Annotated in this window: 2 protein-coding genes (1 of these 2 only partly in view); both read right to left on the bottom strand. The window is 72.8% G+C overall.

Features of this window, described 5'->3' with window-relative positions:
• On the bottom strand, window positions 1-6173 hold the beginning of the coding sequence (locus BLV01_RS04890; RefSeq protein WP_091794484.1) for a non-ribosomal peptide synthetase. 16003 nt of this gene lie to the left of the window's left edge; the window shows 6173 of its 22176 coding nt (coding positions 1-6173); it begins with the start codon at window positions 6171-6173; the stop codon falls past the left edge of the window.
• Window positions 6154-26256, bottom strand: coding sequence for a non-ribosomal peptide synthase/polyketide synthase (locus BLV01_RS04885; RefSeq protein WP_256375574.1), 20103 nt, complete (start codon window positions 26254-26256; stop codon window positions 6154-6156). Before BLV01_RS04885 ends, BLV01_RS04890 begins: the two co-directional genes overlap by 20 nt.

Genomic DNA, 26256 nt, shown 5'->3' with positions numbered 1-26256 from the left:
AGGATCTCGGCGAACAGTTCGCACAGCAGCGTCTCGGCCGCGTTGCGCGGCGCGCGTTCGCCGGCGCTGCGCAGCTGCGGCGCCGGCAGCGCCTTGCGGTCGAGCTTGCCGTTGCCGGTGAGCGGCAACGCGTCCAGGGCGACGAAGGCGAGCGGGATCATGTAGTCGGGCAGGCGCTGCGCCAACTGCGCGCGCAGCGCGGTCAGGTCGGGCTCGGCCGCAGCGGAGCCGGCGGTGGCCAGGTAGGCGACCAGCTGTTTCTGGCCGGCGTGGTCCTCGCGCGCGATCACCGCGTTCTGGGCGAAGCCGGCCTGCGCCAGCGCCGCTTCGATCTCGCCGAGTTCGATGCGGTAGCCGCGGATCTTGACTTGGTGGTCGATGCGGCCGAGGCAGTCCAGGCGTCCGTCCGCGCGCCAACGCGCGAGATCGCCGGTGCGGTACATGCGCTCGCCGGCGGCGAAGGGGTCGGCGACGAAGCGCTCGGCGCTCAGGCCGGGGCGATTGAGGTAACCGCGCGCCAGGCCGGCGCCGGCGATGTACAGCTCGCCGGCCACGCCGCAGGGCTGCGGCCGCAGTTTTTCGTCGAGCACGTACAGCCGCGCGTTCCAGATCGGCGTGCCGATCGATACGCCGGTGGCGTCGCGCATGTCGGCGTCGACGTCGTAGGTGCTGCAGCCGACGGTGGCCTCGGTCGGGCCGTACTCGTTGATCAGGCGCACATGCGGATAGCGCTCCTGCCAGAACGCGAGATCGGCCGGCACCAGCGCTTCGCCGCCGAGCAGCAAAGTGCGCGCGGGCGCCGCAGCGCCGGGTTCCAGGGTGGCGTTGAGCAGTTTCAGGTGCGCGGGAGTGAGCTTGAGCAACTCATAGCCGCCGGCCGGCTGGCTGGCGAGCAGGCGCGAGAAATCCTTGTCGGTCTCGATCAGGGTCAGCGGCTGGCCGGCCAGCAGCGGGCCGAACATCAAGGTGACGCTGCCGTCGAACGCGGCCGACAGCGTGGTGGCCGAACCGTTGCCGCCCTCGGCCTCGGCGAAGTAAGCGTGCCGGCACCAGGCGAAGTAATGCGCGGCCGAACGGTGCGCGACCGTCACGCCCTTGGGCGTGCCGGTGGAGCCGGAGGTGTAGATCACATAGGCCGGGTGCAGCGGCTTCAGCGGCCGCAGCCGGTCGGCGTCGGTGGGATTGGCGGCGCTGCTGCGGGCCAGGCGCTGTTGCAGCGCCGGCTCGTCGAGCAGGCAGCGCGGCGCATCCGCGGGCAGCAGACCGGCGAAGGCCTGGCGGGTCAGCACGCGCACCGGGCGGGCGTCGTCCAGCATCGCCGCCAGCCGCTCGCCGGGGTTGCCCAGGTCCAGCGGCAGATACGCCGCGCCGGCCTTGAGCGTGGCGAGCAGGGCGACCAGCAAGTCCAGCGACGGCGGCAGCGCGATCGCCACCACGCTTTCGGGGCCCGCGCCTTCGGCGATCAGCACGTTGGCCAGGCGGTTGGCGCGTTGGTTGAGCGCATCGAAGTCCAGGCGCTGCTCGGCGCCGGCTTCGTCCTGGAAAATCGCCGCCGGCGCCGCCGGCGTGCGCGCGGCCTGGGCCTCGAACAGGGTCGGCAACGGCGCTTCGACGACCGCGTGCGCAGTGGCGTTCCAGTCGTGCAGCAGGCGTTGCCGTTCCGTCGGCGCCATCAGCTCGATCGCGCCGATGGCGCGGTCGGCGTCCTCGGCCACCGCGTACAGCAGGCGCTCGAAGCGCTGCCACAGCGTCTGCACGCTGGCTTCGTCGAACAGGTCGGCGGCGTATTCGATCGCGCCCTGCAGGCCGTCGGCCGCGCCGTCGGCGCCGGTGCGTTCGGAAAAGGCGAAGTTGAGGTCGAACTTGACCACGTCGGTGTCCAGCGCATGCGCCTGGCAGCGCAAGCCGGGCAGGCGCAGTTCGCCGGCGCTCATGTTCTGCAGCACCACCATCACCTGGAACAGCGGGTGATAGGACAGCGAGCGCGTCGGGTTGAGCGTCTCGACCAGTTGCTCGAACGGCAGGTCCTGGTGCTCGTAGGCGGCCAGGTCGGTGTCGCGCACGCGCGCGAGCAGGGCGGCGAAGCTGGGATCGCCGGAGGTGTCCACGCGCAGCACCAGGGTGTTGAGGAACAGGCCGACCAGGTCCTCGAGCGCGGCGTCGGTGCGGCCGGCCACCGGCGCGCCGAGCGGAATGTCGGTGCCCGAGCCCATCCGCGTCAGCAGCGCGGCGACCGCCGCCTGCAGGGTCATGAACAAGGTCGCGCCGTGGCGCTGAGACAGCGCCAGCAGGCGCCGGTGCAGCGCGGCGTCGAACTCGAAATGGGTGGTGCGGCCGCGATAGCTGGCGGTGCCCGGACGCGGCCGGTCGGCCGGTAGCGACAATTGTTCGGGCAGGTCGGCCAGGCGCTGCTTCCAGTAGTCGATCTGCTGGCGCAGCAGGCTGTCGCCGTCGTCCTCGGCGCCCATCAGCTGCCGCTGCCACAGGGTGTAGTCGGCGTACTGCACCGGCAGCGGCGCCCAGGCGGGGGCCGCGCCGCTCAGCCGCGCGGCATAAGCCTGCGACAGGTCGCGCGCCAGCGGCGCCAGCGAGGCGCCGTCGCCGGCGATGTGGTGCAGCAACAGCAGCAGCACGTGGTCTTCGGCGCCGAGCCGGAACAGGCTCGGGCGCAGCGGCAATTCGCAGCTCAGGTCGAAGGCGTAGGCCGCCGCATCGCGCAGGCCGGCGTCGAGGGCGGCTTCGTCGATGTCCAGCGTCGCCAGCGATACATAAGCGGCCGCGTCGTCGAGGCGGTCGTGCGCGCCGGGCGCGGCCAGGATGTGCTGCCGCGGCGTGTCGCCGTCGGGGAACAGCGTGCGCAGGCTTTCGTGGCGCGCCAGCACATCGTTGAGCGCCGCCTGCAGGGCGTCCGCGTCGAGCGGGCCGTGCAGGCGCAGGGCCAGTGGGATGTTGTAGGTGGCGCTGGGGCCTTCGAGCTGGTGCAGGAACCACAGCCGGTACTGCGCGAACGACAGCGGCAGCTGCTGCGGGCGCGCCTGCGCCGACAGCGCCGGCCGGCGCGCGCGGTTGCGGTCCAGCTGCGGCGCCAGCGCGGCGACGCTGCGGTGTTCGAACAGCGCGCGGATCGGCAGCTCCAGTTGCAGGCGCGCGCGGATCAGGCCGATCAGGCGGATCGCCAGCAGCGAATGCCCGCCGAGGTCGAAGAAGCTGTCGTCGATGCCGACCCGCTCCACGCCCAGCACTTCGGCGTACAGCGCGCACAGGATGCGCTCGCGCTCGTCGCGCGGCTCGCGCAGGCTGGCCGGCGCGTAGTCCGGGGCCGGCAGGGCCTTGCGGTCGAGCTTGCCGTTGGGCAACTGCGGCAGCGCCGGCAGCGCCACCAGCGCGGCCGGCAGCATGTATTCGGGCAGGCGCGCGGCCAGCTGCGCGCGCAGCGCGTCGGCGTCGAAGCCGGCCTCGGCGACGAGGTAGCCGACGATCTGGCGCTGGCCCGGACGGTCCTCGCGCACGATGACGGCGTTGCGCGCATAACCGGCGCGGGCCAGCTCGGCCTCGATCTCGCCCAGTTCGATGCGCAGGCCGCGCACCTTGACCTGATGGTCGGCGCGGCCGCGGTGGACGATCGCGCCGTCCTCGCGCCATTGCGCCAGGTCGCCGGAGCGGTACATGCGCTGGCCGTGCGCGAACGGATCGGCGACGAAGCGTTCGGCGCTGAGCGCGGCGCGGCCGAGATAGCCGCGGGCGAGGCAGTCGCCGGCGATGTACAGCTCGCCCAGGGTGCCGGGCGGCACCGGCCGCAGCGCGCTGTCGAGCACGTAGAAGCGGGTGTTGTCGATCGGCCCGCCGATCGGGATCGGGCCGTCCTCGACCTCGCGGCACGGCCACGCGGCCACGCCGATGGAGGTCTCGGTGGGGCCGTAGGAATGGTGCAACGGCCGTCCCACGCGCTGCGCCACGCGCCGGCGCAGGTCGGCCGACAGCGCTTCGCCGCCGCAGACGATGCGGCGCAGGCTCGCACATTGGCCGGCGTCGGCTTCCAGCACGAACACCTCCAGCATCGAGGCGACGAAGTGCACCGTGGTGATGCGTTCGCGTTCGATCAGTTCGGCCAGGTAGCGCGGTTCGCGATGGCCGTCGGGCCGCGCCAGCACCAGCCGCGCGCCGCGGGTCAGCGGCCAGAACAGTTCCCACACCGATACGTCGAAGCTGGTCGGGGTCTTCTGCAGCACCGCGTCGTCGGCGGCCAGGCCGTACTCGCGCTGCATCCACGCCAGCCGGTTGACCACGCCGCGGTGCGGGATCGCCGCGCCCTTGGGCTTGCCGGTCGAACCGGAGGTGTAGATCACATAGGCCGGATGCTCCGGCCGCAGCGGCGCGCTGCGCTCGGCGTCGGCGAGCGCGTGCGCCGGCAGAGCGGCCAGGCGTTGGCCCAGCGCGGCGTCGTCGAGCCGCCACAGCGGCGCGTGCGCCGGCAGCGATCCGGCCGCATCGCTGCGGCCGAGCACGCAGGCCGGCGCGGCGTCGGCGAGCATGTCGGCCAGGCGTTCGGGCGGATAGTCGGTGTCCAGCGGCAGATAGGCCGCGCCGCTCTTGAGCACCGCGCACAGGGCCACCGGCAGGTCCAGCGAACGCGGCAACGCCACGCCGACGATGGACTCCGGGCCGATGCCCTGCGCGATCAGCGCGCGCGCCAGGCGGTTGCTGCGCGCTTCCAGTTCGGCGTAGCTCAGCGACTCGCCTTCGAAGGTCAGCGCGACGGCGTTGGGCGTGCGCGCGGCCTGGGTCGAGAGCAACGTCGCCAAGTCGGTGTCCGCGCGCTCGCGCGCGGTCGCGTTCCAGTCGTGCAGCACTCGCCGGGTCTCGTCGGCGTCGAGCAGGTCGATCCGGCCCAGCGGCTGCTGCGCGTCCGCGGCGAAGGCTTCGATCAGGCGCTGGTAGCGCCGGCCCAGGCGCAGCACCTGTTCGCGCTCGAGCAGGTCGGGACGGTAGCTGAGCTTGAGCTGGTACGGCCGGCCCGGCACCAACGCCAATCCGACCGGATAGTGCGAAGTGTCGCCGCCGTGGTGGCTGTGCACGGCCACGCTGAGGTCGTCGGGGCCGCTGCCGTCCTCGCCTACGGGGAAGTTCTCGAAGATCACCAGGGTGTCGAACAGTTCGCCGTGGCCGGCGATGCGCTGGATCTCGGCCAGGCCGAGGTGCTGGTGGTCGAGCAAGGCCGATTGCTCGCGCTGCAGGCGCTGCAGCAGCGCGGCCACGGTCTCGTCCGGGCGCCACTGCAGGCGCAGCGGCAAGGTGTTGATGAACAGTCCGACCATCTGCTCGACGCCGGCCAGTTCCGGCGGGCGGCCCGACACGGTGGTGCCGAAGGCGACATCGCGACGGTGGGTGAGCCGGCCCAGCAGCACGCCCCAGGCCGCCTGGACCATGGTGTTGAGGGTGACGCCGAGGCTGCGCGCCTGGCGGGTCAGGCGCTGCACCAGTTCGTCGGGCAGGTCGATGCGCACGGTGTCGGGCACCGCCGGCGCGGTGCTGGTCGCGGCGATCCGGGTCGGCTCCTCGAAGCCGAGGAAGGCCTCGCGCCAGGCCTCGCGCGCGGCGGCGCGGTCGCGCCCGCCGAGCCAGCGCATGTAGTCGCGGTACGGCACCACCCGCGGCAAGGCCTCGGTGTCGGCGCCGTTGCGGTACAGCGCGAACAGTTCCTGCAGCGCGATCGGCGTGGACCAGCCGTCGAGCAGGATGTGGTGGCTGTTGAAGATCAGGTAGTGGCGCTCGGCCGATTCGCGGATCAGCACGAAGCGCAGCAGCGGCGCGCGGGCCAGGTCGAAGCGCTCCTGGGCGTCGTCGGCGATGGCCTGGGCGAGCGCGGCCTCGCGCTGCGCGGGCGCCAGCGCCGACAGGTCCAGTTCGCGCCACGGCGCGCGCACGTCGCGCTGGATCACCTGCACCGGTTCCTTGGTCTTGTCGTGCACGAACGCCGCGCGCAGGCTGGCGTGGCGGCGCAGCAGCGCGTCGGCGGCGGCGCGCAGCGCGGCCGGGTCGAGCGCGCCGTCGAGGACGAAGGTCATCTGCACCACATAGCTGTCCTGCACCTTGTCGTCGTACAAGGCGTGGAACAGGAAGCCGTGCTGCAGCGGGGTCAGCGGCAGGATGTCTTCAATCTTCGAGTTGCGCATAGAGCGATTCCAGGAGTTCGATGTCGGATTGGTCGAGCGCGACCAGGGGCACGTCGGACGGCGTCAGCGCGGCGCCGTCGGCTTCGCGGGCGAAGTCGGCGATGCGGCGCAGGGCGTCGAACCAGGCGTGGGCGAAGGCCGCCACCGCGGCTTCGTCGAGCAGTTCGCCGGCCCAGTTCCAGTTCGCGTACAGGCGCGGACCGTCGGCTTCGTCGCGAACCAGGGCGTTGAGTTCCAGCGGGTGCGCCAACGGCTGTTCGGCGTCGCCGCCGCCGCCGAAGCCGCCGTCTTCGCCGACCGGATTCCAGTCGGCTTGTTCGCGGCCGGCCGGAGCGTCGCCGGCCTCGGCGACGGCGAAGCGGCCGAGGTAGTTGAAGCCCAGCGACGGCGGCGCCAGCGCGGCCAGTTCGGCGCGCGCGGACGGGTCGAGGTGGCGCAGCAGGCCGTAGCCGATGCCTTGGTCGGGCACCCGGCGCAGCTGTTCCTTGACCGATTTGAGCGCGCGTCCCAGCGCCTTGCCGCCGGCCAGGGCCTGGTCGAGGTCGAAGTCCGCCGCGTCCAGACGCAGCGGGAACAGGCTGGTGAACCAGCCGACGGTGCGCGACAGGTCGGCGCCGTCGATCAGACCTTCCACCGCCGCCGCCTCGCGGCCGTGGCCTTCCAGGTCGAACGCGGCGGCGTGCGCGCCGGCGTCGCCTTGCGCGCGCCGCCATTGCAGCGCGGCCAGCAGGAAGGCGCTGAGCAGCACGTCGTTGATGCGGCCGTTGATGCGCTCCGGCGCCTGGGTCAGCAGGACGCGGGTGGTGTCCGGGTCGAGGCTGGCGACGTGGGTGCGCATCGTGGCCATGGTGTCGCGGCGCGGATCGAAGGCGCGCGGCAGCCAGGCGCCGCCGTCGCCGGCGAGCATGTCGCGCCACAGCGGCAGTTCGTCGCGGCGGCGCTGCGCGGCTTCGGGCAGGGCCAGCGCCCATTCGCGCAGCGAGGTCGGCGCCGGCTCCAGCTCGATCCGGTCGGCCTGCGCCAGCGCCTGCTCGTAGGCCGCACGCAGGTCGGGCAGCAGCAGGCGCCACGACACGCCATCGACGGCGAGGTGATGCACCACCAGCAGCAGCCGCGACTGTTCGCCGGCATGGAACCACACCGCCTGCAGCATGCGGCCGGCGGCCGGGTCCAGGCGCCGCTGCGCGGCCTGGGCCTGCGCGGCGACTTCCTCGGCGGTCGGCGTGGCGGCGTCGATCGCCAGCAGGCAATCGTCGGCGCGCACCGCGCCGATCGGGACGATCTCCAGGCGTTCGCGGTCGAGCACGCGCAGACGCAGGGCGTGGTGGTGATCCAGCAACGCCTGCAGCGCCTGCGCCAGCGCGCGCGCCTGCAGCGCCGGCACCTTGAGCAGCATCGATTGCTGGTACTGCGCGTACGGCGCGTCCTGCTCGAACAGGTCGCGCACGATCGGCGTGGCCGGCAGTTCGCCGACCGGCGCCACCGCCGGCGCGGTCGTGGCGGCGAGTTCTTCGCTCGCCACCGCGGCCAGCGCGCGCACGCTCTGGTGCTGGAACACTTCGCGCGCGCTCAGCCGCAATCCCGCCTGGCGGGCGCGGCCGACCAGCTGGATCGAGCTGATGCTGTCGCCGCCGAGGCTGAAGAAGCCCTCGTCCAGGCCGACCGCCTCCAGGCCGAGCACTTCGCAGAACAGCCCGGCCAGGACCTGCTCGCGTTCGCTGGCGTTCTCGTCCGCAGCGTTGGCCGAGGCGGCCGCCTGCGGCGCCGGCAGCGCCTTGCGGTCGAGCTTGCCGTTGGGCGTCAGCGGCAATTCGGGCAGGGCCACGAACGCGGCCGGGACCATGTAGTCGGGCAGGCGCTCGGCCAGTTCGCTCTTGATCCGGGCCAGGTCGGCCGCGGCCAGCGCGGGCGCGGCGAGGTAGGCGACCAGTTGCTTGTGGCCGGGCCGGTCTTCGCGCGCGATCACCGCGTTGGCGGCGAAACCGATCTGCGCCAGCGCGGCTTCGATCTCGCCCGGCTCGATGCGGAAGCCGCGGATCTTGACCTGGTGATCGGCGCGGCCGAGCAATTCCAACTGGCCGTCGCTGCGCCAGCGCGCCAGGTCGCCGGAGCGGTACATGCGCGCGCCGGCCTGCAACGGTTGCGCGGCGAACGGATCGGCGACGAAACGCTCCGCGCTCAGGCCGGGGCGGCCGAGGTAGCCGCGCGCCAGGCCCGCGCCGGCGATGTACAACTCGCCGACGGTGCCGGCCGGGACCGGCCGGAGCCGCGCATCGAGCACGTGGAAACGGGTATTGCGCAGCGGCCGGCCGACGCTGGGGCGTTCGTCGCCGTCGTCCAGGGCCAGGCCGCCGGCATCGACGGTGTACTCGGTGGGGCCGTAGTAGTTGTGGCCGCGCACCGCCGCATGTCCGCGCAACGTGCGCCACTGGGTTTCGCTGACCGACTCGCCGCCGAGCATCAACGTGCTGGGATAGGCGCGGCCGGCGTCGCCGCGGTCGCCGTCGCCGTCGAGCAGGCCCAGGCGCTGGAGCTGTTCGAAGTGGGTCGGAGTCAGGTCGAGCGCATCGATGCGCTCGGCCCGCAGGTGCGCCAGCAGCGCCTCGCCCTCGCGCCGCAGCACGTCGTCGAACACGTGCAGCTCGTGGCCGGCGCACAGGAACAGCAGGCCTTCCAGGGAGGTGTCGAAGGCGAAGGTGGCGGTCAGGCCGAAGCGCACGCGGCCGCCGCCGGCATGGCGCGCGGCGTCGGCGATCACGCCGTCGCGGTGGTGCTCGAACAGGTTGGCCAGGCCGGCGTGCGGGACGATCACGCCCTTGGGCTTGCCGGTCGAGCCGGAGGTGTGGATCACGTAGGCGGCCTGCTGCGGATGCAGCGGCGCGGCCTGGCCGGGCTCGGCCGGGTCGCGCGGATCGCGTTCCGACATCGATGCCAGCTCGGCGCGGCCCGCGGCCTGGTCGAGCAGCAGCGCCGGGCCGGCGTAGCCGAGCGTGGCGCAGATCGACGCGTGGCCGAGCAGCAGCGCGGGCGCGGCTTCGGCGATCAGCTCGCGCAGGCGCTCGCCCAGATGCTCGGTGTCCAGCGGCAGGTACGCCGCGCCGGTCTTGAGCGCGCCGAGCATGGCGCAGACCGTGTCGGCCGAGCGCGGCAGGGCCAGGGCGACGCGGTCGTCGGCGCGCAGGCCGCGCGCGATCAACGCGTGGGCGATGCGGTTGGCGCGGCGGTTGAGCTGGTCGAAGGTCAGCGACTGTTCGCCGCAGACCAGCGCCACCGCGTCCGGCGTGGCCGCGGCCTGGCGTTCGAACCACTGCGGCAGCAGCAGGCCCGAGGGCGCGAGCTGCGGGCCTTGCGAATCGCGCAGCAGGCGGATGCGTTCGTCGGCGTCGAGCAGCTCGACCTCGCCGATGCGCCGGCGCGGATCGGCCGCGACCGCTTCGAGCATGCGTTGCAGGCAGCGGCCGATGCGCAGCGCGGTGTCGGCCTCGAACAGGTCGCTGGCGTACTCGATGCTGGCGTGCAGGCCGGCCGGCGCGCCGGATTCGTCGTAGGCCTCGCTGAAGTCGAAGCTCAGATCGAACTGGGCGATGTCCAGGTCGAACCCGGCCGGCCGCGTGCGCAGGCCGGGCAGGGCGAGTTCGCCGCTGGCGTGGTTCTGCAGCGACAGCATCACCTGGAACAGCGGGTGGTGGGCCATCGAGCGCGCCGGTTGCAGCGCGTCGACCAAGCGTTCGAACGGCACGTCCTGGTGTTCGTACGCGGCCAGGTCGGTCTCGCGCACGCGGCCGAGCAGCTCGGCGAAGCCGGGATCGCCGGACAGGTCGGTGCGCAGCACCAGGGTGTTGAGGAACAGGCCGACCAGATCGTGCACGGCCTCGTCGCTGCGGCCGGCGATCGGCGTGCCCAGGGCGACGTCGTCGCCGGCGCCGAGCCGGCCCAGCGTCGCCGCCAGCGCCGCCTGCAGCACCATGAACAAGGTCGCGCCCTGGCTGCGGGCCAGCGCGGCCAGGCGCGCGTGCAGCGCGGCGTCGAGCGCCAGCGGCAGGTGGCCGCCGCGGTAGCTCGATTGCGGTGGACGCGGGTGGTCGTTGGGCAGGGCGATGCGCTCGGGCAGGTCGGCCAGCTGGCGCTTCCAGTAGTGCAGCTGCTGCGACAGGCGGCTTTCGGGATCGCTTTCCTCGCCCAGGCTGCGGCGTTGCCACAGGGTGTAGTCGGCGTACTGCACCGACAGCGGCGCGAATACCGGCGCGCGGCCGCGCAGGCGCGCGGCGTAGGCGTGGCTGAGGTCGCGCGCGAGCGGTTGCAGCGAGGCGCCGTCGCCGGCGATGTGGTGCAGCAACAGCAGCAGGGCGTGGCGTTGCGGGCCCAGTTCGATCAGGCTCGCGCGCAGCGGCAGGTCGCGGCCGAGGTCGAAGCGGTGCGCGGCCGCGGCCGACAGCGCCGCATGCAGCCCGGCCTCGTCGCTGCGCGCGCGGTGCAGGCGCAGCGCGGCCTCGGCCGCCGGCAGCACCCGCTGCTGCGGCACGTCGCCGGCCGGGAACAGCGTGCGCAGGCTTTCGTGGCGCGCGATCACGTCGTTCAAGGCCGCTTCCAGCGCGTCGCCGTCGAGCTCGCCGTCCAGGCGCAGCGCCAGCGGGATGTTGTAGGTCGCGCTCGGCCCTTCGAAACGGTGCAGGAACCACAAGCGCTGCTGGGCGAACGACAGCGGCAACTGCGCCGGCCGCGGCTGCGCCAGCAACGGCTCGCGCGCGGTCCCGCCCGACGGCAGGCGCCGGGCCAGGGTTTCCACCGTGGGCGCGTCGAACAGCGCGCGGATCGGCAGTTCCACGTCGAAGGTCGCGCGGATGCGGCCGATCAGGCGGGTGGCCAGCAGCGAGTGGCCGCCGAAGGCGAAGAAGTTGTCTTCCGCGCCGATCCGCTCCAGCCCCAGCACTTCGGCGAACAGCGAGCACAGCAGCTGCTCGGTGGCGTTGGCCGGGCCGCGCGACAGCGCCTGCGCGGCGAACTCCGGCGCCGGCAGCGCCTTGCGGTCGAGCTTGCTGCCGTTGGCGGTCAGCGGCAGCGCGGGCAGCGCGACGAACGCGGCCGGGACCATGTACTCGGGCAGGCGCTGGGTCAGGCGCTTGCGCAGCGCATCGGCGTCGACCGGCTCGGCCGACACCAGATAGGCGACCAGTTGCGGATGGCCCTGGCGGTCCTCGCGCACCATCGCCGCGTTGCCGGGATAGCCGCACTGGGCCAGCGCCGACTGCACTTCGCCCAGTTCGATGCGGAAGCCGCGCAGCTTGACTTGCTGGTCGACGCGGCCGAGGTAGTCGAGCTGGCCGTCCTCGCGCCGCCGCGCCAGATCGCCGGAGCGGTACATGCGCTGGCCGACGTGGAAGGGATCGGCGACGAAACGCTCCGCGCTCAGGCCGGGGCGGTCGAGATAGCCGCGCGCCAGGCCGGGGCCGGCGATGTACAGCTCGCCGGCGACGCCGGCCGGCACCGGCCGCAGCATCGCGTCGAGCACGTACAGGCGGGTGTTGGCGACCGGGCCGCCGAGCGGCGGCGCCGCGCCGGCGAGGCCGGCTTCGTCCAGCGCCCGGCTCATCGCCGCGCAGATGGTGATCTCGGTCGGGCCGTAAGCGTTGACCAGGCGGCGGCCGCCGCGCGACCAGGCCGCGGCCACGTGCGCAGGGCAGGCTTCGCCGCCGACGATCAGCGTGGTCGGCCACGGCGACAGCGCCGGGTCCAGGCTGCCGAGCGCGCTCGGCGGGATCAGGCTGTGGCTGATGCGCTGGCGCTGCAGCGTGCGCGCGAGCGCGTCGCCGAGCAGCAGCCCCGGCGGCGGCAGCACCAGGGCGGCGCCGGCGGCGAAGCACATCAGCATTTCCATCGCCGCCGCGTCGAAGCTCATCGAGGCGAACTGCAGCACGCGGCTGTCGGGGCCGAGGCCGAAGCGCTCGACCTGGCTGTGGACCAGGCTGGGAATGCCGGCGTGGGTCACGCACACGCCCTTGGGCCGGCCGGTCGAGCCGGAGGTGTAGATCACGTACGCCGGATGCTGCGGCGACAGCGCATGCATGCGTTCGGCGTCGGACGGATCGTGGCCGGCGGCGTGGGCGATGTCGTTGCCGAAGCCGGCGCTGTCGTCGAGCAGCAGCACCGGCGCGTCCTGCGGCAGCCGTTCGGCGGTGGCGAGGGTGGCCAGCACGTAGCGCGGGCGCGCGTCGGCGAGGGTGTAGCTCAGGCGTTCGAGCGGATGGTCGGCGTCGAGCGGCAGATAGGCCGCGCCGGCCTTGAGCACGCCGAGCACCGCGACGATGGTGTCGAACGAGCGCGCAATCGCCAGGGCGATGCGGTCCTCCGGGCCGACGCCGCGCGCGATCAGCGCGTGCGCCACCCGGTTGGCGCGGCGGTTGAGCTCGGCGTAGCTGAGCTCGTCCTGCGCGCCGTCCGGCGCGGTTTGGACCAGCGCGATCGCCTCCGGCGCGGCGGCGACGCGCTGCTGGAACCATTCCGGCACGGTCGCGGCGGGCAGTTCGAGTTCGCTGTCGTTGCAGTCGTACAGCACCCGCCGGCGCTCGCGGTCGTCGAGCAGGTCGAAGTGCTCCAGGCTGCGCTGCGGATGCGCGGCCACCGCATCGAGCAGGCGCGACAGGCGCCCGGCCAGCCGCTCCACGCTCAACGCGTCCAGCCGCGCCGGGTCGAAGTTGAAGCGCAGCGACAGGCGCTGGCCCGGGGTGACCAGCAGGCTCAGCGGATAGTGGGTGGCGTCGCTGCTGGCGAAGCCGGCGATGCTCAGCTCGCCGAGCGCGCTGGCCAGGCCGTCGTGGTCGATCGGGTAGTTCTCGAACACGTACAAGCTGTCGAACAGCCGCTCGAACCCGGCGTAGCGCTGCAACTGGGCCAGGTCGAGATGGTTGTGCTCCATCAGCGCGGTCTGCTGGCGCTGCAGTTCCAGCAACAGGTCGACGAAGCTGCGCTTGGGGTCCAGGCGCAGGCGGGTCGGCACGGTGTTGATGAACAAGCCGATCATGCGCTCGACTTCGCCCAGCTCCGGCGGACGGGTCGAGACGGTGGTGCCGATGACCACGTCGTCGCGGCCGAGCATGCGGCCCAGCAACAGGCCCCACGCGCCTTGCACCAGCATGTTCAAGGTCAGGCCGTGGCGCCGCGCCAGCTGCGCCAGCGTGCGCGACAGGCCTTCGGGCAGTTGCAGCTCGTGTTCGCTCTGGCGGCCGGAGGCGTGCGGCTGCGAGGGCAGCAGCAGGGTCGGCTCCTCGATGCCGTCCAGCGCCTCGCGCCAGGCGCTTTCGGCCTGGCCCGGATCGCGCGCCTGCAGCCAGTGCAGGTAATCGCGGTAGGCGCCCGCGCGCGGCAGCGTCGAGCCGGAATACAGCGCGAACAACTCCTGCACCAGCAGCGGCAGCGACCAGCCGTCGAGCAGGATGTGGTGGTTGGCGATCAGCAGGCGGTGGCGGGCGCGGCCGTCGCCGCCGTCGCCGAGCGCGAGCAGGGTGAAGCGCAGCAGCGGCGGCTGGGCCAGCTCGAAGCGGCGGGCGCGGTCGCGTTCGGCGATGCGCGCGGCTTCGGCTTCGCGCGCCTCGGCCGGATGCGCGGACAGGTCGATGCGGCGCCAGTCCAGCGGGATCTCGCGCGGAATCACCTGTACCGGCTGTTCCAGGCCGCGGTGGACGAATGCCGCCGACAGATGCGGGTGGCGCTGCATCAGCGCGCGCGCGGCTTCGCGCAGGGCGGCCGGGTCGAGCGGGCCGTCGAGGTCGAAGCGCACCTGCACCACGTACGGGTCGGGGCCGTCGTGTTCGTACAGGGTGTGGAACAGCAGGCCGTGCTGCAGCGGCGTCAGCGGCAGCAGGTCGGCGACGCCGCCGGCGTCGCGGTAGTCGCGTTCCAGCCGTTCGATCCGGTCCTGGTCGAGCGCGGCCAGGGCCACGTCGGACGGAGTCAGGCCGCCGCTGTGCGCGTCGGCGGCGAGCGCGGCGAGCGCACGCAGGGCGCGGGCGAAGGTCTGGGCCAGGTCTTCGATCTGTTCCTGCGAGAACAGCGCCCGCGGCCACGACCAGGTGGCGACGAATTCGGGGCCGTCGTCGCGGTCCTGGGTCAGGGCGTTGAGTTCGATGGCGTGGGCGATCGGCAACGCGTCGGCGCCGGCCGGCGCCGGAGTCTCGGCGGCGGCGTTCCAGTCGCCGCGGCCGGGGTCGCTGGCTCCGCCGGCGGCCTGTCCGCCGACGGCGAAGCGGCCGAGGTAGTTGAAGCTGACCTGGGCCTGCGGCAGCGCCGCCAGCGCCTGCGCAGCGTCGGGGTTGAAGCAGCGCAGCGCGCCGTAGCCCAGGCCGTGGTCGGGCACCGCGCGCAGTTGCTCCTTGACCCGCTTGAGCGTGCGTTCGAGCTCGCGCCCGCCGCTGAGCGCCTGGGCCTGGTCGATGCCGTCCAGATCCAGCCGCAGCGGATACAGGCTGGTGAACCAGCCGACCGTGCGCGACAGGTCGAGCTCGCTGTGCGCGCTCTCGCGGCCGTGGCTTTCCAGGTCCAGCAGCACCCGCTCGCAGGACTGGCCGGCGTGGCGGCGGCGCCAGTCGCCCAAGGCCAGGGCGAAGGCGCTGAGCAGCACGTCGTTGATGCCGGCGTGGAAGCGCGCCGGCAGCGCGGTCAGCAGCGGCGCGGCGACCGACGCCGGCAGGCTCAGGGTGTGGTGGCCGCAGGCGGCGCCGACGTCGCGGGCCGGGTCCAGCGCGACCGGCGACAGCGGCGGGTCGATGCCTTCGGCCAGCGCGCGCCAGTGCGGCAACTCGGCCAAGCGCGCGGGCGAGGCCGCCTGTTCGCGCAACTGCGCGGTCCAGGCGCGCAGCGAATGGCTGCGCGCGGCGAACTCCGGCTCGCGGCCGGCGGCGAGGGCTTCGACCGCTTCGCGCAGGTCGGGCAGCAGGATGCGCCAGGACACACCGTCGACGGCGAGGTGGTGGATGCACAGCAGCAGGCGGCCGCTGGCCTCATGACCGGCGTCGAACCACACCGCCTGCAGCAGCTCGCCGGTGTCGGTGGCGAGACCTTGCGCGGCCTGCGCGGCGGCCGCGTCGAGCGCGGCTTGCAGCGCGGCCGGGTCGAGCCCGGCGATGTCCACGCGGCGCAGGCCGAAGCGGACGGACTCCGCTCCCGGCACGCGCAAGGTCCAGGCGCCGTCGTCGCGGCGCAGTTGCAGGCGCAGCGCATCGTGGTGGCGCACCAGCGCGGCCAGCGCATCGTGCAGCAGCGCTTGCGACAGGTCGCCGGGCACGCGCAGCAGCACGCGCTGGTTGAAGCCGTCCAGCGGCGCCTCGCGGTCGAGGAACCATTGCAGGATCGGCAGCGGCGCCAGCGCGCCGACCGGTTCGTCGAGCAGCGCCGGCGCGCCGGCGTCGGCCGCGCGCGCGATCCGCGCCAGCGCCGTCACGTTCTGGTGCTGGAACACTTCGCGCGGGGTGATCAGCAGCCCGGCCTTGCGCGCCAGGCCGACCAACTGGATCGACAGGATGCTGTCGCCGCCGAGGTCGAAGAAGCTGTCGGCGACGCTGACCCGCGGCAGGCCCAGCACCTGCGCGTACAGCGCGGCCAGGGTCTGCTCGCGTTCGTTGCCGGCGGCGCGGTGCTGGCCGGCGCCGAGGTCGGGCGCGGGCAGCGCCTTGCGGTCGATCTTGCCGTTCGGGGTCAGCGGCATCTGCGGCAGCAGCACCAGCAGCGGCTGCATGTAGTCCGGCAGCTGCGCGGCGATGTGCCGGCGCAGGTCGGCGAACTGGTCGAAGGTGGACGGCTCGTTGCTGCAGGCCGACAGTTCGCGCACCGCCAGCGGGCGGTGCAGGTCGGCCACGGTGCGGCCGTCTTCGCGCCAGAACAGCAGTTCCAGGCGATCGTCGGCGCCGTCGCCGGCCCAGGTGCTGGCGGCGCGCAGGCCCAGCGCCGCGGCGGCGGCGATGCGCGCCTCGCTGCGGGCGTGGCTGCGCTGACCGGCGTCGAGCAGGCGCGCGCGCGCGGCGGCCACCGGCGCGCCGTCGACCAGCGCGCGCAGCGCGTCGGTTTCCGGCTGCAGGTGGTCGTTGGGCACCCCGGTCAGGCGCAGGCCGTCGCCGCGCTCGCGCAGCAGGCGCGCGAACGCTTGCTCGTCCTCCAGCGCCGGCGACCACGCGACCGCGGGCCACGCGGCCGCCGAACGCAGCGGCAACGGGCCCTTGCGCAGCACGACTTCGTAGCGGTGGCGGCTGAGTTCGTTGCCGTAGCCGCTGCGCTTGGTCTGGATGTCGACCGCGCAGACCGCATCGAGGCGTTCGGCCAGCGCGGGGAAGAATTCCGGCGCGACCAGCAGTTCCTTTTCGGCCAGGCGCAGTTGTTCGGCGCGGCGCAGCAAGGTGGGCGTATCGGTGTCGTCGTCGCTCTGGTGCAGGGCGATGGCGGTGGCGAAGCTGCGCTGCAGGCGCAGGTTGCGCACGTCGCCCAGGTACAGCGCGCCGCCGGGCGCGAGCAGCTGCATCGCCTGGCGGACGACTTCCGCCAGGTAGTCGCCGTTGGGGAAATACTGCAGCACCGAGTTGATCACGATCGCATCGAAGCGCTCGCCCGGCGCCAGGCCGGCGTCGAGGCCGTCCATCTCGTGGGCCGGGCGCGCGTACAGTTCGACCTTGCCGGCCAGCGCCGGCTGGCGCGCGACTTCGGTGCGCAGGCGTTCGACCGTGGCCGCCGACAGGTCGGTGCCGTGGTAGGCGCGCACGTGCGGCGCCACCTGCGACAGGATCAGGCCGCTGCCGACGCCGATTTCCAGCACCCGCTCGGGCTTGAGTTCGAGGATCCGTTCGACCGTATGCGCGCGCCATTCGCGCATCTGCTCCAGCGCGATCTCGCTGCCGTCGTAGCTGCTGTTCCAGCCGTGGAAGTTCTCGCCGAAGGCGTAGGCGCCGTCGAGCGCCTTGTCGCCGTACAGGTCCTCGTAGATGGTTTCCCACTCGCCGATCTGGCGCGCCTCGCGGTCTTCGTCGCGCGCCTCGGCATCGCGTTCCAGCACCACGTAGCCGACCAGCTGCTTGTGGCCGGGCACGTCCTCGCGCGCGACCACGATCGATTGCGCTACCGCCGGATGGCGTTGCAGCGCCGATTCGATCTCGCCCAGTTCGATGCGGAAGCCGCGGATCTTGACCTGGTGATCGACGCGGCCGAGGAATTCGAGCTGGCCCTCGCGGTTCCAGCGGGCGAGATCGCCGCTGCGGTACATGCGCTCGCCGGGCGCGAACGGGTCGGCGACGAAGCGCTCGGCGGTGAGCGCGGCGCGGCCGAGGTAGCCGCGCGCCAGGCCGGCGCCGGCCAGGTACAGCTCGCCGGCCACGCCGGCGGGCACCGGCTGCAGGCCGGCGTCGAGCACGTACACGCGCGCGCCGCGGATCGGCGCGCCGATCGGCGCATCGACCGCGCCGGCCAGCGGCGCGCTCATGGTCGCGCACACCGTGGTTTCGGTCGGGCCGTAGGCGTTGGTCATGCGGCGGCCGCGCGACCACGCCTCGACCAGCGTCGGCGCGCAGGCCTCGCCGGCGACGATCAGGTCGCGCAGCTGCGGCACCGCGTCGGCGTCGAGCACCGGCAACGCGGCCGGCGGCAGGGTCGCGTGGGTGACGCCGTGTTCGCGCATCAGCGCGGTCAGCGCTTCGCCGGGGCGCACCTGTTCGGCGTCGCCCATCACCAGCGCGGCGCCCGACAGCAGCGCCATGCACAGTTCCCAGAACGCGGCGTCGAAGCTCAGCGAGGCGAACTGCAGCACGCGCGCGCCGGGCCCGACCTCGAACGCGGCGGTCTGCGCCGCCAGCAGGCTCGGCACGCCGGCATGGCCGACCACCACGCCCTTGGGCCGGCCGGTGGAGCCGGAGGTGTAGATGACGTACGCGGCCTGCTGCGGCGAGACGATGCGTCCGCGCGGCGCCTCGACCGACTGCGCGGCCAGCGCCTGCACGGTTTCGGACGCGTCGAGCAGCCACGGCGCGACGCCGTGCTCGGGCAGGCGCGCTTCGATCTCGCGCCGGCTGATCAGCCGCGCCGGCCGGGCGTCGGCGAGCATGTAGGCCAATCGCTCCGGCGGATAATCCGGGTCCAGCGGCAGATAGGCCGCGCCGGCCTTGAGCGCGCCGAGCGCGGCGACCACCATCTCCGGCGAACGCGGCAGGGCGATGGCGATGCGGTCCTCGGCGCCGATGCCCTGGGCGATCAGCGCATGGGCCAGGCGGTTGGCGCGGCGGTCGAGTTCGGCGTAGCTCCAGCATTGGTCGCGGTACAGCAGCGCCGGCGCGTCGGGATCGCGCGCGACCTGGCGCTCGAACAATTCGACGATGCTGGCCGTAGCCGGCGCCGCGACGCCGTCGCTGGCGCGCTGGCGCAGCTGGGCGCGTTCGTCGGCGTCGAGCAGGTCGATGTCGGCGATCCGCCGCGCCGGGTCGGCGCAGGCCGCGTCGAGCAGCCGCAGCAGGCGTTGCCACAGCCGGGCCACGCTGGATTCGTCGAACAGGTCGCTGGCGTATTCCAGGTTGCCGGCCAGCCCGGCCGGCGCGCCGTCGGCGTCGTGGCGTTCGTTGAGGCTGAAGAACAGGTCGAACTTGGCCGTGCGGAAGTCGGCCGGGTGCTCGGATACCTGCAGCCCCGGCAATTCCAGTTCGGCCTGTTCCATGTTCTGCAGCACCAGGCCGACCTGGAACAGCGCGTGGTGGGCGGTCGAGCGCACCGGGTTGAGCAGTTCCACCAGCCGCTCGAACGGCGCGTCCTGGTGGGTGTAGGCGGCCAGCGCGGTGGCGCGCACGCGGCCGAGCAGGGTGGCGAAGTCCGGCCGGCCGGACAGGTCCGTGCGCAGCACCAGGGTGTTGACGAAGAAGCCGACCAGTTCGTCCAGTGCCTGGTCGTTGCGTCCGGCGATGGCGCTGCCGACGGCGATGTCCTCGCCCGCGCCGAGCCGGTGCAGCAGCGCCGACAAGCCGGCCTGCAGCACCATGAACAGGCTCGCTTCGTGCTGGTGCGCGAGCCGCAGCAGGCGCGCGTGCAGCGCCGCGTCGATCCGCACCCGCGATTGCCGGCCGCGCAGGCTGGCGATGGCCGGGCGCGGCCGGTCGGTCGGCAGCTCGATGCGTTCGGGCAGGCCGGCCAGCTGTTCGCGCCAATAGTCGAACTGCTGCGCGATCAGGCTGTCGGCATCGACTTCGCTGCCGAGCAGGCGCTGCTGCCACAGGGTGTAGTCGGGGTATTGCACCGGCAGCGGCGCCCAGTCCGGGGCTTGGCCGCGCAGGCGCGCGGCGTAGGCGCGGCCGAGATCGCGCGCCAGCGGCGCCAGCGAGGAACCATCGCCGGCGATGTGGTGCAGCACCACCAGCAGCACATGCTCGTCCTCGCTCGCGCTCAGCACGCTGATGCGAAGCGGCAGTTCGGTGCCGAGGTCGAACACGTGCAGGGCGCGGCCGTGCAGTTCGCGCTCCAGCGTGCGCGCATCCACGCGCACGAATTCGAGCGCGCTGCCCGCGTCCTCGGCGGGGATCACCTGTTGGCAGGGCACGCCGTCGAAGTCCGGGAAGATCGTGCGCAGGCTTTCGTGGCGGGCCAGCACATCGGCCACGGCGGCGTCGAACGCGGCGCGGTCCAGGCGCCCGCGCAGGTGCAGCGGCATCGACAGGTTGTAGGCCGCGCCGGCGCCGACGCGCGCGCTGTCGTGGCCGGACTGGCGCTCGAACTGCTGGATGAACCACAGCCGGCGCTGCGCATACGACAACGGCAGGCGCTGCGGCCGCGCCTGCGGGCGCAGTGGCGGACGCGCGCTGTGCGCGCCGGGCAAGGCCTGCGCCAGCGCGTCCACGGTCGGCGCTTCGAACAGCGTGCGCAGCGGCAGTTCCACCGCCAGTTCGGCGCGGATGCGGCTGACCAGGCGGGTAGCGAGCAGGGAATGGCCGCCGAGAGCGAAGAAATGATCGTCCACGCCGACCCGCTCCACCCCCAGCACTTCGGCGAACAGGGCGCACAGCAAGGCTTCGCGCGCGTCGCGCGGGCCGCGGCCTTCGCCGGCGGCGAACTGCGGCGCCGGCAGCGCCTTGCGGTCGAGCTTGCCGTTCGGGGTCAGCGGCAGCGCGTCCAGCGCCACCACCGCGGCGGGCAGCATGTAGTCGGGCAGCTGCGCGCTCAGTTTTTGCCGCAGCGCGGTCGCATCGACCGCTTCGGCGCTGGCCAGGTACGCGACCAGCTGCTTGCGGCCCGGCGCGTCCTCGCGCAGCAGCACGGCGTTGCGCGGATAGCCCGCCTGCGCGAGCACGGCTTCGATCTCGCCCAGTTCGATGCGGAAGCCGCGTAGCTTGACCTGATGGTCGACCCGGCCCAGGCAGTCCAGGCGGCCGTCGGCGCGGAAGCGCGCCAGGTCGCCGGTGCGGTACATGCGCGCGCCGGGCTCGAACGGGTTGGCGAGGAAGCGTTCGGCGGTCAGCGCGGCGCGTTCGTGGTAGCCGCGCGCCAGGCCGTCGCCGGCGATGTACAACTCGCCGGCGACGCCGGTGGGCACCGGTTGCAGGTGCGCATCCAGCACGTAGACGCGGGTGTTGTCGAGCGGGCGGCCGATGCTGACCGGCTTGCCGTTGTCGACCCGGTCGAGCAGCGACCACACCGTGGTTTCGGTGGGGCCGTACACGTTCCACAACGCGCCGGCGTCGGCGCTGAGGTAATCGGCGAGATCCGCCGGCAGCGCTTCGCCGCCGCACAGCAGACGCATCGACGCGTCCGCGCGCCAGCCGTGGCTGCGTAGCATCTGCCAGGTGGCGGGGGTGGCCTGGATCAGTTGCGGCGACACCTGCGCGATCTGCGCGGCGAGGCGTTGCGCGTCGGCGGCGGTCTCGCGGTCGAGCAGGTGCACGCAGCCGCCCTGCCACAGCGGCAGGTACAGCTCCAGCCCGGCGATGTCGAAGGAGATCGGCGTCAGCGCGAGCAGGCGTTCGCCCGCCGCCATGCCGGGGCTGCGCGCCATCGAGCGCAGGAAATTGGCCAGCGCATGCTGCTCGACGGTCACGCCCTTGGGCCGGCCGGTCGAGCCGGAGGTGTAGATGGTGTACGCGGCGCTGCGGCCATGGATCGGCGCGAAGCCGGCGTCGTCGCCGGGGTTGTGCGCCGGCGCGCGTTCGATCGCGGCGCGGGTGCGCGGGTCGTCGAGCAGCAGCGCATCGGCGCGCTGGCCGATGCCGTCGATGGCCGAGGCGGTCGCCGCATCGGCGATCACCGCCGCCGGCCCGGCGTCGTCGAGCATGTAGGCGACGCGCTCGGCCGGGTAGTCCGGGTCCACCGGCACGTACGCGGCGCCGCTCTTGAGCACGGCGAGCAGGGCGATCGGCAACTCGGCCGAGCGCGGCAACGCGACCGCGACGCGATCGCCGGCGCCGATGCCGCGCGCGATGAGCACGTGCGCAAGCCGGTTGGCGGCGGCATTCAGCGCGGCGTAGTCGAGCCGGCCGTTGACATGTTCCAGGGCGATGGCCTGCGGCGTGGCCGCGGCCTGGCGTTCGAAGCGTTGCGGCAGCAGTTCGTCCACGGCGACCGTCGGGCCATGGCTCCAGTCGCCGAGCAGGCGCGCACGCTCGCCGTCGTCCAGGATCGGCAGTTGCGACAAGCGCAGGCGCGGATCGGCCGCGACCGCGTCGAGCACGCGCTGCAGGCGTTCGGCCAAGCGCTCGATGGTGGCGGCGTCGAACAGGTCGCTGGCGTACTCCACCCGGCCTTGCAGGCCGGCGGCGCGGCCGTCGCCGTGGCGGTGTTCGGTCCAGTCGAAGCTGAGGTCGAACTTGGCGTTCTCCAACTGCAACGGTTGCGCGCGCACGTCCAGCCCGTCCCAGGCCGGCAGCTGCGCGTCCTGGGTCTGCAGCGCCATCAGCACCTGGAACAGCGGGTGATGCGACAGCGAACGCGCCGGCTTGATCGCATCGACCAACTGCTCGAACGGCAGGTCCTGGTGCTCGTAGGCGCCCAGGTCGGTATCGCGCACGCGCGCCAGCAGGGTTTCGAAATCGGGATCGCCCGAGGTGTCGGTGCGCAGCACCAGGGTGTTGAGGAATACGCCGATCAGCCCGTCGAGGCCTTCCTCGCCGCGGCCGACGATGGGGCTGCCGAGGACGATGTCGTCGCCCGCGCCGAGGCGGCTGAGCAGCGCCGCCACCGCGGCCTGCAGCAGCATGAACAAGCTGGCCTGGTGGGCGCCGGCGCGCTCCAGCAGCCGCTGATGCACGTCGGCGGGCAGTTGGAAGCCGACGCTGCCGCCGCGATAGCTGACCCGCGCCGGACGCGGCCGGTCGGTGGGCAGGCTCAGTTGTTCCGGCAGCTGCGCCAGCTGGCGTTTCCAATAGTTCAACTGGTGCGCGCTGCGGCTGTGCGGGTCCTCGACATCGCCGAGCAACTCGCGTTGCCACAGGCTGTAGTCGGCGTATTGCAACGGCAGCGGCGCCCACGCCGGCGCCTGCCCAACGCGGCGCGCGGCATAGGCCTGGGCGAGGTCCTGGGCCAGGGGCTGCATCGACACCGCATCGGCGACGATGTGGTGCAGCAGCAACAACAGCACGTGCTCGCCCGCGCCGAGGTCGAACAGTTCCGCGCGCAGCGGCAGCTCGCGGCTCAGGTCGAAGGCGTGAGCGGCGGCGCGCAGCAGGTCGTCGGCCAGGCGGGCCTCGTCGCTGGCGTGCAGCGACAGCGGCACTTCGGCGTGGTGCGGCGGAAGGACCTGCTGCAGCGGCTGTTCGCTGTCGGGGAAAATCGTGCGCAGGCTTTCGTGGCGCGCGGCCAGATCGCCGAGCGCGGCGCGCAGGGCGGCGACGTCGAGCTCGCCGCGCAGGCGCAGCGCGACGGTGACGTTGTAGGTGGAACTGGCGCCTTCGAGCTTGTGCAGGAACCACAGGCGCTGCTGCGCGTACGACAGCGGCAGATGTTCGGGCCGCGCTTGCGGCCGCAGCGGCGGGCGCGGCGCGCCGTTCGGATCCAGCCGCAGCGCCAGTTCGGCCACGGTCGGGGCTTCGAACAGGTGACGGATCGGCAGTTCCAGCTGCAGGCGCGAGCGCAGCAGGCCGGTCAGGCGGATCGCCAGCAGCGAATGCCCGCCGAGGGCGAAGAAGTCGTCGTCGATGCCGACCTGCTCGCGGCCGAGCAGCTGCGCGAACAACTCGCACAGCAGCTGCTCGCGCGGATTGCGCGGCGCGCGCAGCGCACGCGCGGTCTCGGCAGGGGCGGGCAGGGCGTTGCGGTCGAGCTTGCCGTTGGCGTTGAGCGGCAGCGTATCGAGGGCGACGAACGCGGCCGGCAGCATGTAGTCGGGCAGGCGCTGGCCGAGCTGCGCGCGCAATTGCGCGACGTCCAGCTCGGGCGCGACCACATAGGCCACCAGCTGCGCCAGGCCGTTGCCGTCCTCGCGCGCGACCACCACGTTCTGGGCGAACCCGGCCAGCGCGAGCGCGGCCTCGATCTCGCCCAGTTCGATGCGCAGGCCGCGGATCTTGACCTGATGGTCGGTGCGGCCGAGGTACTCGAGCTGGCCGTCGGCGCGCCAGCGCGCCAGGTCGCCGGTGCGGTACATGCGCTGGCCGGGGGTAAACGGGTTGGCGATGAAACGTTCGGCGGTCAGGCCGGCGCGATGCAGATAACCGCGCGCCAGGCCGGTGCCGGCCAGGTACAGCTCGCCCGGCACGCCCTGCGGCACCGGCCGCAGCGCGGCGTCGAGCACGTAGGTCTGGGTGTTCCAGATCGGCGCGCCGATCGGCACCGCGCTGCCGGCGGTCTCGTCGCGGCAGGTCCAGGCGGTGACGTCGATGGCGGCTTCGGTCGGGCCGTAGAGATTGTGCAGCGGCCGGTCGAGGGTCAGGCGCAGGCGCTCGCGCAACGCGCCGGACAAGGCTTCGCCGCTGCAGACGATGCGGCGCAGGCTGCTGCAGGTCGCGGCGGCCGGGTCGTGCAGGAACGCTTCCAGCATCGACGGCACGAAGTGAAGGGTGGTTACGCTTTGCTGGTTAATCAGCTCGGCGAGGTAGGCCGGGTCGCGATGGCCGCCCGGGCGCGCCATCACCAGCCGCGCGCCGTACAGCAGCGGCCAGAAGAACTCCCACACCGACACGTCGAAGCTGAAGGGGGTCTTCTGCAGGACCACGTCGTCGTCCTGCAGCGCGTAGGCGTGCTGCATCCAGGCGAGGCGGTTGACCAGCGCTTCATGGGTGTTCGGCGCGCCCTTGGGCTTGCCGGTGGAGCCGGAGGTGTAGATCACGTAGGCCGGATGCAGCGGCGCGAGCGCGCCGCGCCATTGCCCGTCCTGGGCCGGCTCGCCGTCGTCGTCGTGCAGCACGGCCTGCAGCTGCGCATCGTCGAGTTCCCAGCGCGGCACCGTCGTCGCCGGCAGGGCGATGTCGCTGCGGGTGATCAACTGCACCGGGCGGGCGTCGTCGAGCATGAACGCCAGACGGTCGGCGGGATAATCGGTGTCCAGCGGCAAATACGCGGCGCCGGCCTTGAGCACGGCGAGCAGGGCGACGACCAGTTCGGCCGAGCGCGGCAGGGCGATGGCGACGATGCTTTCCGGGCCGGCGCCGTGCGCGATCAGGCGCCGCGCCAGGCGATTGGCGCGGGCGTTGAGTTCGGCGTAGCTCAGCTGTGCGTCTTCGCCGACGACGGCGAGCGCCTGCGGCGTACGCGCGGCCTGTTGCTCGAACAGTTCGGGAATGGTCGCGGCCGCCAGCGGCTGCGTAGTGTCGTTCCAGTCCACGAGCAGCTGGCGGCGCTCGTCGGCGTCCAGCAGTTCGATTTCGGCCAGCGGTCGCGACGGTTGCGCCAGCGCGCGTTCGACGAACAGCAACAGGCGCCGTGCGTGACGGGCCAGCTCTTCGTCGCCGTACAACTCGTCGTTGCCGTCGATGTTCAGCACGCAACTGACTTGGCCCGGCTCGCCCTGCAGGGTCACCGAGAAATCGTGGACCAGCCCGTTGGACAGCGAGTGCAAGGCCGCCGGGTGGCCGTCGAGCGCGCATTCGTAATCGAACGGCAGGATGTTGATGCGCGGCCCGAACGCGCCGGCCGCGGCCGGGCGCATGTGCTGGATGTCCTTGCCGCGGAAGTGCTGGTGCTTGAGTACGCGCAGGATTTCGCGGCCGCAGCGCGCGGCCAGTGCGGACAGGGATTCGTCGGCGTGCAGGCCCAGGCGCAACGGCAGGACGTTGGCGGTGGTGCCCGGCACATGGCGCAGGTGCTTGGCGCGCGCGGCGACCGGGAAGTCGAAGGTATCGACCTTGCCGCCGCTGACCCGGTACAGATACGCCGCGACCGCGGCGGTCATCAGCTGCGGCCACTTGCTCTGGCCGCTCTGCGCGTCCATCAGCGCGGCGGCCAGCGATGGCGGAAACGGCAGCGAGCAGCGCCGGAACGTGCTGGTGCGCGCGAGCGGACGGCCGCTTAGCGCGGTGGTTTCGGGCAGGCTGCGCGCGTAGTCGCGCCAGAACGCCTGGTCGCGCCGGCTGCGGTCGGACTGGCGGTAGTCGCGGTCGTCGTCCAGCAGGGCGCAGATGCCGCCAAGGTCGCTGGCCGGCACCTCTTCGTCGCGGCACAGCGCGGTATAGATCTGCGCGACCCGAGCGATGTCGAGCGACGAACCCGCACCGTCGAGCACGATGTGGTGGTAGCGCTTGTACCACAGGTAGCGGTCTTCGCCGAGCTTGAACAGGATGTAGTTGAACAGCCGCGACGAACGCAGGTCGAACACGCGCTGCATGTCGGCGCGCATCGCCGACAGCGCGGCCTGGAAGGGCTGCTCGTGCGAGGACAGGTCCACCGTCTCCAGCGGCAGGGCGGGGGCTTCGCCGATGCATTGCAGCGGCCCGTCGGGGCCGTCGCAAAAGCGCAGGTGCAAGGCGTCGGTTTCGGCGACGAAACGGTGCAACGCCCGCTCGAACCTGGCGAGGTCCAGCGGCCCGTCGATGTCGAGGTAGCCGCAGCTGTGGTACAGCCAGTTGTCCGCGTCCAGTTCCTGGGCGAACCACATTTCCGACTGCGCCGTCGACAGCGCGCGCAAGGCGCGTTGCGTTTGTTTATTCATGAT

This window comes from Lysobacter sp. yr284, assembly GCF_900107375.1.
In the GTDB taxonomy this organism is placed as follows: domain Bacteria; phylum Pseudomonadota; class Gammaproteobacteria; order Xanthomonadales; family Xanthomonadaceae; genus Lysobacter.
The sequence above is the reverse complement of the archived record's forward strand: the minus strand, read 5'-3'. Positions and strand labels throughout refer to the sequence as shown.